14 protein-coding genes are annotated in these 12,895 nt (G+C 56.1%); 5 read left to right on the top strand and 9 right to left on the bottom strand.

Annotated elements, in window-relative coordinates:
* Window positions 1-121: 121 nt before the first annotated feature.
* A complete protein-coding gene (locus ACZ522_RS02200; protein ID WP_379694673.1) occupies window positions 122-457 on the bottom strand; it encodes a TFIIB-type zinc ribbon-containing protein in 336 nt (111 codons plus the stop codon).
* Window positions 458-1,042: 585 nt separating this feature from the next.
* Here ACZ522_RS02200 and ACZ522_RS02195 point away from each other — a divergent pair.
* Window positions 1,043-1,258: a hypothetical protein gene (locus ACZ522_RS02195; protein ID WP_379694675.1), complete on the top strand. Its 216-nt coding sequence runs from the start codon at window positions 1,043-1,045 to the stop codon at window positions 1,256-1,258.
* Window positions 1,259-1,261: 3 nt separating this feature from the next.
* Window positions 1,262-1,594 (top strand): hypothetical protein, encoded by a 333-nt coding sequence (locus ACZ522_RS02190; RefSeq protein ID WP_379694677.1) that lies wholly within the window; start codon window positions 1,262-1,264, stop codon window positions 1,592-1,594.
* A gap of 69 nt (window positions 1,595-1,663) precedes the next feature.
* Here ACZ522_RS02190 and ACZ522_RS02185 read toward each other — a convergent pair whose 3' ends face one another.
* The 4 genes from ACZ522_RS02185 to ACZ522_RS02170 are packed head-to-tail and all read right to left on the bottom strand — an operon-like array spanning window position 1,664 to window position 4,754.
* Window positions 1,664-2,410 (bottom strand): YqcI/YcgG family protein, encoded by a 747-nt coding sequence (locus ACZ522_RS02185; protein WP_379694680.1) that lies wholly within the window; start codon window positions 2,408-2,410, stop codon window positions 1,664-1,666.
* 21 nt (window positions 2,411-2,431) lie between these two features.
* The gene (cysC, locus tag ACZ522_RS02180) at window positions 2,432-3,289 is read right to left on the bottom strand and encodes an adenylyl-sulfate kinase (RefSeq protein ID WP_379694683.1); all 858 of its coding nucleotides are present in this window, start codon (window positions 3,287-3,289) and stop codon (window positions 2,432-2,434) included.
* Window positions 3,289-3,540, bottom strand: a complete 252-nt coding sequence (locus tag ACZ522_RS02175; protein WP_379694686.1) for a hypothetical protein — start codon at window positions 3,538-3,540, stop codon at window positions 3,289-3,291. Before ACZ522_RS02175 ends, cysC begins: the two co-directional genes overlap by 1 nt.
* Entirely contained in the window at window positions 3,531-4,754 is a 1,224-nt protein-coding gene (locus ACZ522_RS02170; protein ID WP_379694689.1) for a hypothetical protein, read from the bottom strand. The genes ACZ522_RS02175 and ACZ522_RS02170 overlap by 10 nt, the downstream gene beginning before the upstream one ends.
* 313 nt (window positions 4,755-5,067) lie before the next feature.
* Here ACZ522_RS02170 and ACZ522_RS02165 point away from each other — a divergent pair, with 313 nt between their 5' ends.
* The 3 genes from ACZ522_RS02165 (at window position 5,068) to ACZ522_RS02155 (ending at window position 9,279) form a co-directional block, all read left to right on the top strand.
* Window positions 5,068-5,670 carry a hypothetical protein gene (locus tag ACZ522_RS02165; RefSeq protein ID WP_379694691.1) on the top strand — a complete coding sequence of 201 codons (603 nt, stop codon included), beginning with the start codon at window positions 5,068-5,070 and terminating at the stop codon, window positions 5,668-5,670.
* A gap of 470 nt (window positions 5,671-6,140) precedes the next feature.
* Entirely contained in the window at window positions 6,141-9,023 is a 2,883-nt protein-coding gene (locus tag ACZ522_RS02160) for a bacterio-opsin activator domain-containing protein (protein ID WP_379694694.1), read from the top strand.
* 112 nt (window positions 9,024-9,135) lie between these two features.
* A complete protein-coding gene (locus ACZ522_RS02155; RefSeq protein ID WP_379694697.1) occupies window positions 9,136-9,279 on the top strand; it encodes a rubrerythrin-like domain-containing protein in 144 nt (47 codons plus the stop codon).
* Window positions 9,280-9,417: 138 nt separating this feature from the next.
* Here the strand turns inward: ACZ522_RS02155 and ACZ522_RS02150 are convergent, their stop codons facing one another.
* The 4 genes from ACZ522_RS02150 to ACZ522_RS02135 form a co-directional block, all read right to left on the bottom strand.
* Entirely contained in the window at window positions 9,418-10,389 is a 972-nt protein-coding gene (locus ACZ522_RS02150; protein ID WP_379694699.1) for a diacylglycerol/lipid kinase family protein, read from the bottom strand.
* A gap of 144 nt (window positions 10,390-10,533) precedes the next feature.
* On the bottom strand, window positions 10,534-11,175 hold the full coding sequence (locus tag ACZ522_RS02145) for a DUF2238 domain-containing protein (RefSeq protein WP_379694702.1): 642 nt from the start codon (window positions 11,173-11,175) through the stop codon (window positions 10,534-10,536).
* A complete protein-coding gene (locus ACZ522_RS02140; protein ID WP_379694705.1) occupies window positions 11,172-11,762 on the bottom strand; it encodes a hypothetical protein in 591 nt (196 codons plus the stop codon). Before ACZ522_RS02140 ends, ACZ522_RS02145 begins: the two co-directional genes overlap by 4 nt.
* Before the next feature lie 189 nt (window positions 11,763-11,951).
* Window positions 11,952-12,761, bottom strand: a complete 810-nt coding sequence (locus ACZ522_RS02135) for a hypothetical protein (protein WP_464391763.1) — start codon at window positions 12,759-12,761, stop codon at window positions 11,952-11,954.
* Window positions 12,762-12,895 lie beyond the last annotated feature (134 nt).

The raw sequence follows: 12,895 nt of genomic DNA, 5'->3' as shown, positions 1-12,895 counted from the left end.
CAATCAAACTCGCTGAGACGCACAATGCCACCCTTCATACTCTCTTTGTTGTAGACTACTTGAACCGCTTTGTGTAGTGCACAAACTGAAGGTATGCTTCGCAGCAGACGACAGAGATTCTTCAATCCTCGGTCCAGTACATGATATTCTCTTTTTCGGTCCCGCAGTTCGGACAGATCTCCGGGAATCCCTTGTCAATCTCGCCCATCTCGCCGCAGTTGGTGCACCGCCACATAAGCTCGGCTTCACCGAAGTCGTGCCCCGAACGGGCGTGTTCAATACTCAGACGTTCTACCCCCTCACGAGTCGAGACAAAGAATCCGGCCTCTGCGATCCCGCGGGCCTCCCCCAGAACTTCCCCATCGCCATTGTAGACGGTCTCCCCGAGACTAACCGTCACTATTTGACTTTGTTCCTCCTCGCTCTCTTCTTCGGGGGTTTCGCCGTGGCCACTCATACTGTGTTGTTCGTTCCGGGAACCTTTGAAGACTTCTGCTTGCCACAGATCCGTCATCGAATGAGCCTGAGAGCCTTAAATAACCGTGTCTCACACCGAAGGTCGTATTCCTTTATCGAGCACCGACTCGGTATTCACGAGTTTTTAAAGAGCCTTCAAGGAAATACCGACACTTGGTTGTATATACGGCGATATCATATTCTTCCCGTCGTTCAGAGTCTCCCTCCCATCCAACACCATCTCCGAGCACGCATGCCGACTCCAAGGCGGAATCAACGACAGCTCAAACTGGTTCAGAGCAAACAGTCCGTTCCACAGAATCGGCTACTCAAGAGCCAGACCTAGATAGTCTGATCCTGTTTAGTAGTCCGAATATCGGTCACCGGGATATGATTACTATCGTGACGGAATCAGCCCTTGAGCCGCCCGTTAGACTTCTTGGACTTGCTTTCGACTCTGGGCAACACTTTGAGAGGGATCATGGCCGCTATCTGACGCACGAACCGACACACAAACTGTCAGTACGTACCTCACGTTTAGGCAAGCATATGTCTCTATCAATCATTTTAGATTCGGTGAACCCGAATGGCACACAACGGACTGGCCTCTCCCTCACGCCGTACCGCACTCAAGTACCTTCTCGGTACGACAGCCATATTGGCCTTTCCAGCGACCACGGCCACTGCACAAACTGCGAAGAGTAAATTCAAAGACGAGGACCGCAACGGCTTCCCAGACGAAGGCGAAGTCGTCACAGGGAACTACAAAGCACTCTACGCCTACGACGCAAACGGTGATTAGTACATGGACTACGGCGACGGCCGACCAGGGAACCCTGGCGGAGCCGCCCGCAGTGTGGACCAACTGGACCAAGAGACCCTAACCGTCTGTAAGTACAAAATCCAATACCGAGGGACCTACGGGAACACACCGTTCCTCGACACAGGCTGGATAAAGAGCGCGATCAACTGCAAGGGGTACGATGACAACGGCACGTATAACTTCATCACGGTCCACAAGACCGACCCCAGGTACACGGGGGAGCGACCTCCCGCGTACGGAGGTGAGTGGGAATATCACGTCGACACCGAGTCTGGACTCGGAAACAAACTCGTACGTCCACACTCTCCACGGTAGAATATCTCCGATTACGTATTTTCTGCGAAGGGCCTCACGGAATATCCGTTATCTGCCACTGTGCTCTGATCATCCGGCATCTATCTCGAAGGGGAACTCGCTCATACTTTCATCGTCGGACTTTGGAAGCAGATACTGCTTCCACTCTCGAGTATCGGGATCGCCGTAGTCACCGATGTCCGGATGAGGAGATACATCGTCGTAGTCCTCTAACCGGTCTCTGATAATCGACCGGACACGCTGGCCCTCCGTCGTATCTCCGCTGATATCGTCGAGAACTCTCCGCGGCTGTATCGTTATCTCCAGTCCGTACGGCGTATATCTGCTCTTCCGATCCGTATAGAACGGAGCGCGACCGACGATAAACATCGACTCTCCGCAGAAGCAAAACTCCCACTCCGGATCAGTCGGGTCCTCGGGAACGTCACTGGGCCACGGTTCCGGATCCCGTTCGTTTAGGAACTCAAGCACCCTCCAGAATCGGTCACGGTACTCCTGTTCGCTCTGATCTCCGTCGGGAGGTTCGAAAAACACCACCAAGGTCGTTCGTTCGGCTATCGACCGATACCGTTCGAGATACTGTTGTAGCCCCTCTTTTAGTTTGAAGAGCGCATCACGGTCACGAGGACTCCCGACGAAGAGGTAACGAGCGGTATCGTTACGTTCCGCGTTCACCGCGAAGTGACACGGATAGCGAGTCTCCCGCATCGTCTCCCTGAACGAGGTATATCTCTTTTTCTTCCACGCGGTGAGCTCTCCCGCCTCTATCGCGTTCTGTAACTCGGACCGGTCGAACAGCAGCCCTGTCTTATCCATGGTCGAGATGACGATGACGAGTCATTCCTCGAGATGCTGTCCAGCGAGAAGTTCGCTCTTCTCGTATTGCTCGCGCGTCTCTGTTCCGCTGATCTCTGCGACCTCTTCCGGGACCGAGACGACCGAATACCCGACGTCCCGTCCGATGGCGACCGTATCGACGTCCGGAATGATCATCGTGTCCACGTTCTGATGGTCTCCGTAGACGTCCTCGATCAGCTCTCGGCGCTCCTGTGCGGTGAGCGGGTTCTTTTCGCTGAGTTCGGTGTCGCGGATGGCGATGACGACGTCTTTTCCGTTATCGGCGGCGGAGTCGATGATCGTTCGGTGTCCATCGTGGAGCGGCTGCCAGCGACCGATGAAGATGTGACTCGGATCGAATTTGAACTCCAGTTCTCTGTTGATCTTCTTGATACTCTCTTCCTCTGAGCGCCTCGCCGTCCGAACCGCGAGTCCGATCTCCTTTTCTGCCGGCTCCTCGAACGGTGCGTCGATACCGGTGAAACCCTCGATCTCTCCTTTGCGCGCCTGCTCGTACATCCCCTTCACGTCCCGTTCCTCGCACACTTCGACGGGTGCATCAACGTGGACGAACGAGACGTCCTCAACCTTCTCGGCGATCAGTTCTCGCTGAGAGCGGTACGGGGTGATGAACGACGCGACGACGTCGAATCCCTGGTCATTCAACGCCTGTGCAACTCCGGCGGCTCGCCTGAGGTTCTCGGTTCGATCTTCCTTGGAGAAACCGAGGTCGGAATTGAGGGTATTTCGGAGATAATCTCCGTCCAGATGGACCGTGCTCGGGCCGACCAATCCTTCGGCGAGGGTCGTCTTTCCGGAACACGGCAGTCCGAAAAGCCATATCGTTTGTCCGGACATCAGTCGATCTCCCCCGGAAGCGAAATACAGCAGAGTCCGTCCATGCTGTTCTGAATCTCGTCATCGGTGGTTTCGATACTGTGCGCCCGGGTCGGTATCGACTCCGTATTCGGCGTCTCGTTAGACATGAATTCGTCTCGTTTACTGTGGTTGTGGACTTCCTTGCCATCGGTCTCGACGGTCGTTGTCTCAGCGAACGACGCGACTCGCCGTGCTACTGTCCCATCCTTCGCTGTGTCACTCAGATCCACTCTGACTCCTCCGTGTATCCCAACTCCCGGACGACCTCGGTATACGGCTCGTCGGCCCGGGCGAGCGCGCTCTTGACAAATTCCTCCCTATCTCGCCAGCGAGCGTGTCTCGGCTCTTTTGTCGTCATCACCTTGTTGGGGTTCCCGACGTTCTCAGAGAGCAGTTCCGACTCGCCGAGATCGGCGAACTCGACGATCTCCTCGACGGTGGAGCGGGTGTCGGTGAGAAGATCCTCGAACCGGACTCGAAGGACGTCCCCGAACGCGTCGCGGTTATCGAGGATGTGGCGATGGGCCTGCGCCCACTGCATCAGACAGACGTCGACGAGTTTCCCTTCGCGGACCCAACCCGGCGGGAGGTCGTAGCACCACAACGAGCCGTCGTATCCGTCGATATCCAGATCTCCCACGTTGTACGTCTGGAACCCCCTGTTCAGCCGCCACCCGTCGTAGAGCCCGTTGGTCGACGCTGCTGGGTTGCGTGTGAGATGGACGACTTTGACGTCGGTCTCGGGGAATAACTGCTCGCGGATCCACGGGAGCCGGTACGCGTCGCCGCTCGCTTTCAGGACGAGCGTCCGATCGAAATCGTCTGCTGTGAGACCGCGCTTGTACCGATGCGAGGAGACGAACGGCCGGTCCTCGATCGTTTCGGCCTCGAACGGACTGCTCGAATCTCGCTCCGCATACTCATCGTACTGCAACGGGGGGATTCCGAATCCTTCGAGTATCTCGTCGAGCGACGCTCCCTCGAGCAGTTGTTCGCGTATCTGCTCGTAGGGGAGGTCTCGGTCGGGGAACTGCAACGGAAGGCGGAGGAGCGTGTTATCCACACGATGCGTTCGGTCGCCGGACCGGTCGGTCGCACCGACCTCGGCGAGAAGATCAGTCAGGAGTTTCTCCCTATCGAACGACTCGAAGTCGGCCGAAACGACGTCGGACTCCAGCGCGGGGTAACCGATCCCGTGTAGAGTGAACCACCTGTCGTGTTCGCCGTCGAGGCTACACGTTCCCTCGTGGTGACGAAGGATATCGAAAAGGAGGCTGCTACCCCCTCTCGGTGCCGTCGCGATGAGCAGCACGCCGTCGAAGTCGTCGGCTCGATACTCCGACAGAATCGACCGCTTTTCCTCCGAGATAACCTCGTTTTTCACGCGTTCGTAGTTCTGTTTGGCCCGCTCTCGGAGAGCGACTGACGGCTCTTCGACACTCACCAGTCGTCACCTCCCGACGTCTTGACCCTGTCTGTTTGAGGACGGATCCCCAGAGAGTCCATAACGATCTGAAGTATAGAGGCTGACACGAAAACGATTCTGGCGTGTGATTGAAATCCCGGTTGTAGTCGCCGAGGGGACGAAGCTATCGGGCGGTCCACTTCTCTGAAACGTGCAACGTAGTCCGCTTCGCACGTCCTTACTGTTAGGGCCTCGAACAGGCAGGACTCGCCAAGTCGACGAGCATCTCACCTTCAACGGTGGTGCGACCGAACAAGGTGGCGTAACGGCGGTCAGACCTACGGCTGGCGAGATGGACTCTGGGCGAACCGTCAGGGGGCGCGAAGAAGACGACCTTGTACTCAAAGATGGCAATGGGACCGAGTACATGCGTCTCTCAACGCTCGCGGATATATCGAAAGACCGCGTCCCTGCCATCTACAGCTACGACCATGCAGCCGATGAGTACGTCGTGTATGAACATGGTGAGCAACATGTTTACGACACGAAGGCGGCGTTCGAGGCTGACTGGGTGCGCATCAAGAAACCATTCATCCCTGACAATGAACTCCCGACGCCCGAATACAGCCATGAGTCGTACGCTATCGTCATCCTTCATGAGGGGGGTGAGCCGGTCGTATACTCCGACGGGGAAACGCACTCCCTAGAGAAACTATTCGAGACAGTGACATCGAGCAGAGATGGGGGAGCTGCGGACCAGCAGAGTGAGACTGCTCAACAAGCAGAAGCGCCGCCGATCGAGGATATTGCGGATGACCCAGATGCAGTCGTCGAGCGGTTCGCGGATCTCCACCTCATTGAGGACGCTGAAAGTACGGTGGCCGCGGGGGATGTATACAAGCAATACGAACAATGGGCTGAAAGGAATGATATCGAGCCAGACACGAAATCTTAGTTTGCTCGTCGGCTCAGTAATCACGTCACACTCGAGCGGACGACCCAACGCGAAAACGGCGATCCTATTCGATATTATGAGGGTCTCTCGCACATGCTACCTCAGTTGTGTTAATGCGAGCGACCCACTGATGTGGCCCTTCTCGATCACCGATAGCGGTCCCCCACTATAACAGCGCCTTTGCGTACCAAACGTGAACTAGATAGATATTTTTCATGTGACTTCCCGAAGTCAAGGTTACCTACCGAAGTTATTCAATGAGCTGAAAGGAAATCAGACAGTCCCCTCCAGCGACCTAATTTTGCCTGTCTGATCGGGCACGTCGACTGGACACGTACATAGGGGGAACTATGTATATTTAATCATTGACTAGCTACGAGCATGAGTCTCAATCCAGTCTCACAGCAGAACAGGGCCCAGGCTCGAATGGACATCAAGTTGCATTCCTGCTGGCCTCCAGCTTTCGAATAATGGTGTCCCCTTCAACCGTCCTCGATTCGTCGACCGTCTTGCTTGTCGGGGCAAGCGAGTGGATCACGCAATTCGTAGCGTTGCTCGAAACACGGACTAACGCAACTGTTCAAACGGTTGAAACCAAATCGGAGGCGGTTGATGTCGTTCAGAAGGGGGCTATAGACTGTCTCATTAGCGAGTGCATGCTGCCGGAGACAACCGGAATTAAGCTCCTCAGGGAGGTCCGCACCGAAACCACCACGCTTCCAGTTCTACTCGGTACTGCCGTCGGGAACGAAGCCATAGCTAGTGAGGCCATCGAAGCCGGCGTCACCGATTACATCGCGCTCACAGATTCAGCGGAGCAGAGGACCGACGAAATCATCGAACGAACTGAACGTGCAATACGGTCCGCACAGCGGTCGACCACGCAACGAGAGCGAGCCAGACAGTTCGACGCGATATTCAACGATTCTCGGACGGCGACCTGGGTACTGGATCCAGATGGCTCGCTCGCTCGTGTAAACCAGACCGCACGGGAGATGATCAACGAGGATATCGACACGATCGTTGGCGAACCATTCTGGACGCTCCCGTGGTGGTCACAACTGAACGCGGCGAACGCTGACGTCCAACATCTCGTGGAGAAGGCACTCGGCGGGTCGTTCGGCAATGCAGTTGTCCAACAGCCGCTGGGCATCAATGATCCGCGCGTCATCGATCTCTCCGTCCGCCCTGTCGAGAACGAACGTGGTGAACTGGTCTCGGTCGTCGTCGACGGCGTCGACATCACCGAACGTGTTGACCTCGAACGGGATCTCCGACAATCGGAGGAGCTCCATCGTATTACGTTGAACAACATGACCGACACCATCCTCATCACGAACGAAAAGGGCGAGTACACGTACGTCTGTCCCAACGTCCACTTCATCTTCGGCTACACGGCTGATGAGATTCACGAACAAGGGACAATCGACGATCTCCTGGGTGAGGATCTCTTCGATCGCGCCGAACTCGTCGAAGACGGTGTTCTCAAGAACATCGAAACCACGGCAACGGACAAGGCTGGTCGTAAGCACACGCTCCTCGTTAACGTCCGCAAAGTATCGATTCAGGACGGGACGCTCCTCTTCAGCTGCCGGGATATCACGAAACGCAAACAACGCGAGGAGGCACTCGCAACCCTCCAAGAGACCGCCCGTGATTTTCTATACGCCGAAACCCACCAGGAAATCGCCCAGCACATCGTCGACGATACATCCGGCGTCCTCAATTTGGATACGAGTGCGGTCTATCTCTTTGATGCCGATGCCAACGATCTTCGGCCCGCAGCACACTCGGACACGATAAAAGAACTCAACGGACCGCTCCCCACCGTTCATGCCGACGGAGAAACGCTCCCGAGCTACAGTTTCGTCGAGGACGAAGCGCTGTTCTTCGACGATGTCCACGAAGCTGATCGACTCGAAAACCGGGCGACTGATCTTCGCAGTGCAACCTACATTCCACTCGGCAACCACGGCGTGTTCATCGCTGGCTCGGACCAAGTCGGCGTCTTCGATGACGTAACCCGGGAGCTGGCCGATCTCCTCGCCGCAACCGCCGAGGCAGCCCTCGACCGCGTCACACGAGAGTCCCGACTCCGTGAACAGGATCGCACACTCCAACAGCAAAACGAACAGCTCACCGCCCTGAACCGCATCAACGAGACGATTCGGGAAATCGATCAAGCACTCGTACAAGCCGAAACACGAGAGGAGATCGATCATACAGTCTGTGAACTGTTGACCGCCGATGACCGGTTCAGGTTCGCCTGGATAGGTACGGTTGACCCGGCGACCGATACCGTCGAGCCACAGGCCTGGGCAGGCTCCGAACAGGGATATCTGGATAGCCAGTCGTTTGCCATCGACGTGGCAAATGCAGAGCCAGCCGGACAAACCGCGGCCACTGGCGACGTGACGATGGTGACAAACGTCGCTGCCGGGCTCCGTGACGAACCGTGGCGCAAAGACGCGCTCGCTCGCGATTACCTCTCTGTATTGAGTATCCCCCTCGTGTACAATGATCTCACGCACGGGGTACTGACGGTCTACGCACCGACTCAGGATGCGTTCGACGACACGACGAAGGCCGTCCTGGGTGAACTCGGCGAAACCATCGCGTCTGCTCTCAGTGCGATCGAGCGGAAGAATGCGCTGCTCACGACATCAATGACGCGTGTCGAGTTCACCATCGATGATCCGGCATTCGTCCTCTCACGGCTCGCACGGGACGCAGGATGCACACTCTCGTATCAGGGCGGAGTCCAACAATCTACAGAGGGGAGTTACGTGTTTGTCACTGTCGAAGACGCATCTCTGGAGGACGTCGCAGAAGCCGCCTCGCACATGGTTTCGATCGATGATGTCCAGACAATCAGTACCGATGGAGATGGCGGCGTCTTGCGGCTCCGGCTTACGCAGCCGTTCCTCGCCTTAGAGCTGGCCGATCACGGCGCCGTGTTCCGCGAAGCGACGGCTGATTCAACCACGACGACGCTCGTCATTGACATTCCGGACAGCATCGATGTCCGAACGATCACCCAACTCGTCCGGGAGACGTTCTCCACGGTCGAACTCCGCGCCAAGCAGACGCTCGATCAGACCGCAGCACACGATCTCTATTCGCGGTTCCTCGACAAGCTGACCGAGCGACAACTCGAGGTGATCCAGACTGCATACTACAGTGGGTACTTCGAGTCACCACGCGAGAGCACCGGTGAAGACGTGGCAGCGACATTGGGGATCTCTCCACCTGCCTTCTATAAGCATGCTCGGACTGTCCAACGCAAACTGTTTGCGACGCTCTTCGAAGAGAATAATCTCCCCGTCGCTGCTTCTGCTGAGGCGGTTAGATAACGAACCCCTGATTTCGGAAACGGTTTGTTAATCAACAGCCGAATATTCCCTTATATACGTCTGATTCATATCCAGAGTGCCCCGAGCTGCGTGCTGGCACTCGTGAACTCCAATGAGAGATGTCGACCCCAAATCGGACGAAGAAACCCCCTACGAGTGCTTCGACTGTGGGAATATCATCATCGCAGAGACCAGCCCCGGCCAGTGTCCCGACTGTGGTGGACCGATGCGGAATCGTCGAATCCCGCTCGAATGACCATGGCATCAAAAACCGATAGTACCCGCGACGGGCCAGGAGACGAGACAGGACTATCGGCTGAGATACGTCGAAGGGTCTCCCCCTCTCAGTAGAGGTTAGAATCGCCCTGAGTAATCGGTTGAGGGTAGAGATGCATTACTTCTCCACTGGTTCGGGGTCGTATTCTGAGCCTACACAGACGGTAAGTGCATTTGAACAGACATGTAGCACCAGCCGTTCGTGGGAACTTGGTTCACCATCGAGGCTGAACTCGATCGGTTCACCGTGTAACTCGTCGATTTCTAGCTGCCTTGCCTGCACATGGGATACGTGCTCGGTATCATGACCGAGCAATCGGTGGGCCACCGCCTCGATGAGGAGATCGCTCGTAGGCATCTGCTTGACAATCACCACGTCAAAGAGACCGTCCTCCATGTTCGCCTGACCGCCCTGTTTTACGAAGCGGCGGACGTTTCCGACGAGCGCACACAATGCCTCCCCCGTCCAAGTTGTCTCTTCCCCGTTCGAAACCACAGTAATCTCAATGTTGAGCCCGTCAAATGTCAAAACCTCTTGAACGCCGGTGATAACGAATGCCAGTGAACCAAAGCGCTCTTTCAGCTCTCCAGACGTTGCTACGCTCGCATTCGCAAGCAATCCAGCAATACAGGACATGACGAACGGCTCATCCCCGGCGAACCCAACATCGATGCGTCGTCGATCCCCGTACTCGAGTACTTCGAACCCCTGTTGGATACCCGTAACCCCAATGTTCGTTGCAAAGATATTCTTTGTACCTGCTGGGAGGACACCGAGGGTCACCTCGTCAAGTGCATCTGCGTCAACAAGACCTTGGATTACTTCGTGAAGGGTCCCATCACCTCCAGCGACGGCCAGTAGGTCGACACCATCTGTGACGGCTTCCCGTGTGAGTGCGACCGCATGTCCTTCACGTTCTGTTTCCTTAATGTGGTATCCCCAATCCGTCCCAAGACGGCGTACCTTGTCAATATGATCGGCAGTGCCACTCGTCGGGTTAAGGATTAGACAGCGCTTGTTTGCTTCTTGGCGACCTCTCCTCTTATCCTCCGGTGCGTCGGTGGCTTCTTTTTCTTCATCCTGGTTCATAGTTGTCTTCGTCAAGATATTTTCACGACCGGAGTCTCTTTCGCGGGACCCCCTTTGCGGAGCTAATTCGTTATTAGATCTCCGGGGGGAAGGCCCCTCTGTCTTAGATTGGGAACATGGGTTGTCCCTCTGAATAGACATATGCTACTTACTATTATTAGAGCTGAGCTGTTGTCTGAAGAATACAGCAAGACCACCGAAGTATCCCGTCCCCCAGAACGCCACGAGGACCGCGCCGACCGTGTTGAATAACATGTCCGTAACAATGTCGTCGATTCCGTAAACCGTAACCGGAGACGAAACACCGAGAACGCGGGACAGATACGGAACGGCGAATTCGAATACCTCCCAGAGTACGCCGGACGCGAGGACGAACACGACGATAAACACTGCTCGGAACTCCGACGAGACGTCTATGTCGTCAGAGTGGCACTCAAACGCCCGGAGCGTTGCGTAGCCAACACCGGCGATGACCGTCGCCGAAATCGTGTGCGTGATCTCATCATACCACGAGTACCTGCTATAGAGGCCGAGTGATCCGACGCTGTGGAGGAAGATAGCCACAGTAATCCAGAGGACAAGTCCGACGTCCATCGTGTAACCGTATTCCCGGCGCAGCAACGCTGGAAGGAACGTCACTGCCAGTGCGAGGCCTCCGTTGACAGCCATCCCCAGCTGGTACGTCGCCAGCCCGTAGACCAGGAGACCAGATAATGTGAGCTGCATCGCTCGCACGAGTAGCCGCTCTTGGCGGTCAGAGAGGTGGAGTACATCACCGAGCGTCATGATGACCCTCTCGCATCGACCGACTGTTCAGCCGCCCCAGCCGGGGAAAATCGCTCGAAGTACCGCTCGAAGATTCCTCCCTCGACGAGCCCGACGGCTGTCACGATAACGAAGTCCCACTGAAGTTCGGTCTGCGAGCGCAAGAGCTTCGTGCCCAACCACATATCTGAGTAGAACTGTGCAACTGTCCACAGCCCCTGAATCGCCATCGTAGTTAACACGGCAAATCCAACGGCAAAACGTCGACTCATCTCAACCGATGTGAATGCATCTAGTTCGACGACGACGACGAGTGCAAGCGTCGCGATAGCGACGTAACCTGCAATTTCTGGGTATACACCAACCGACCGGACGAGGACGGCGACGGCGGCGAAGAGGGGGAGCGGCCATGGGACGATGACCGTCCATTCACCAGTCGAGAATGCTGGCACCGCCACTACAGCGGCGATGAAGAGGGCAAACCCACCCCAGAGGATGGCATTCGTGAGGAGGCTCTCGACTGATCCGAGAACCACGACGCCCGTAGATGCCCACCCGAGAATTGCGTTCGGCCGTTCGTGGTGTACGAGTCCATCAGGTAGCGCCACGTGACAAATATGTGTGTCAATGCCATAAGGCATGCTGGCCCTGTATTGACTGTTCTCAATCCGATCAGGGATAGGATACACCCCCGGCCGAAAGGGAACTCTACGACCAGTGCACCACACTTCAAAAATCTCGGAGGCGCCCACGTTATTACCTGAGATGGTGCACCCTCGGAAAACGGCGAGTGGAGATTAGAAGAATCCGTCGTCGAGGTCGTCTTGATTGACCCGGTCAAGGTCCACCGTGAGAAGGGCCCCTTCAGGGTCCGTAACGTCGAACTCGTTACGCATCACGTACACAGCATCAGGTTCGAACTCGCCATCATGAGCGGTGTAGATGGGGAACTCGTCGTTCGTATTGAGGTACTCCGCGTGTCGGGTATTGTACGCCGAGAAGATGTCTGAACCTTGCACTTGCTGGCGCGGAGTCCACTCCAAGACGTCGCTCGTAATCTGGACGAGCGAACCGGGGTAGAAGTTGCCCGCGCGGACCAACGCTTTGCCCCCACCGTCGACGATTTCAAAGTCCTCGTTAGGGTCAAGTTGGCCGTCATCCTCGGAGATCAGCACGTCATCCTCCGAGACCGGCTCGAAGGAGACGGAGATGACGCCCTCGTCGTTTGTCTCGTCTGCGAACAACGAGAAGTTCGTCTGAAGTTCGTACACGGTCCCTTCCTGAATTTCGGCGTCGTGAGCGGGGAAGAAGTACACTTCCTCGTTGGTGTTTAGATACTGAATACGTCGGGTATTGTACTCACTCCAGATGTCTCCTTGTTCTACACCTTCGACGTCCGGGTTCTGTTCGAGGACCGGCGATACGACGCGGAACTGAGCGCCCGGTCGGAATTCATCGTTGAACATGAGCGCCTTGCCGCCATCGCCCACGTCACCACTGGTTCCGGTTGTCGTACCAGTTCCGTTCGTCGTCCCCGTCTCTTGCGCTGTTGCACTCCCAGTAAGTCCAACTGCGAGTGCGCCAGAGGTCAGTGCACTCTTCTTCATGAAGTCTCGTCGGGACTCTCGATGTGAGTTCTCTTCCATAGGTAGGTATATGTGGCCTGACATAGGTAAGTCCCCTGGGGAACCATTGAAAGCCCCGGGAAGAAACGGACGACCGCCGGGTCAAGATTAATATA

It is taken from the genome of Halopelagius fulvigenes (assembly GCF_055398025.1).
Note: the sequence above shows the minus strand (reverse complement) of the source record. Positions and strands in the feature narration are given on the sequence as shown.

Excerpts from the sequence above, each read along its gene's own strand:
- ACZ522_RS02200 (WP_379694673.1), bottom strand. The coding sequence starts at position 457 with ATGAGTGGCCACGGCGAAACCCCCGAAGAAGAGAGCGAGGAGGAACAA.
- ACZ522_RS02195 (WP_379694675.1), top strand. The coding sequence starts at position 1,043 with ATGGCACACAACGGACTGGCCTCTCCCTCACGCCGTACCGCACTCAAG.
- ACZ522_RS02190 (WP_379694677.1), top strand. The coding sequence starts at position 1,262 with ATGGACTACGGCGACGGCCGACCAGGGAACCCTGGCGGAGCCGCCCGC.
- ACZ522_RS02185 (WP_379694680.1), bottom strand. The coding sequence starts at position 2,410 with ATGGATAAGACAGGGCTGCTGTTCGACCGGTCCGAGTTACAGAACGCG.
- cysC (WP_379694683.1), bottom strand. The coding sequence starts at position 3,289 with ATGTCCGGACAAACGATATGGCTTTTCGGACTGCCGTGTTCCGGAAAG.
- ACZ522_RS02165 (WP_379694691.1), top strand. The coding sequence starts at position 5,068 with ATGGACTCTGGGCGAACCGTCAGGGGGCGCGAAGAAGACGACCTTGTA.
- ACZ522_RS02160 (WP_379694694.1), top strand. The coding sequence starts at position 6,141 with ATGGTGTCCCCTTCAACCGTCCTCGATTCGTCGACCGTCTTGCTTGTC.
- ACZ522_RS02155 (WP_379694697.1), top strand. The coding sequence starts at position 9,136 with ATGAGAGATGTCGACCCCAAATCGGACGAAGAAACCCCCTACGAGTGC.
- ACZ522_RS02150 (WP_379694699.1), bottom strand. The coding sequence starts at position 10,389 with ATGAACCAGGATGAAGAAAAAGAAGCCACCGACGCACCGGAGGATAAG.
- ACZ522_RS02145 (WP_379694702.1), bottom strand. The coding sequence starts at position 11,175 with ATGACGCTCGGTGATGTACTCCACCTCTCTGACCGCCAAGAGCGGCTA.
- ACZ522_RS02135 (WP_464391763.1), bottom strand. The coding sequence starts at position 12,761 with ATGAAGAAGAGTGCACTGACCTCTGGCGCACTCGCAGTTGGACTTACT.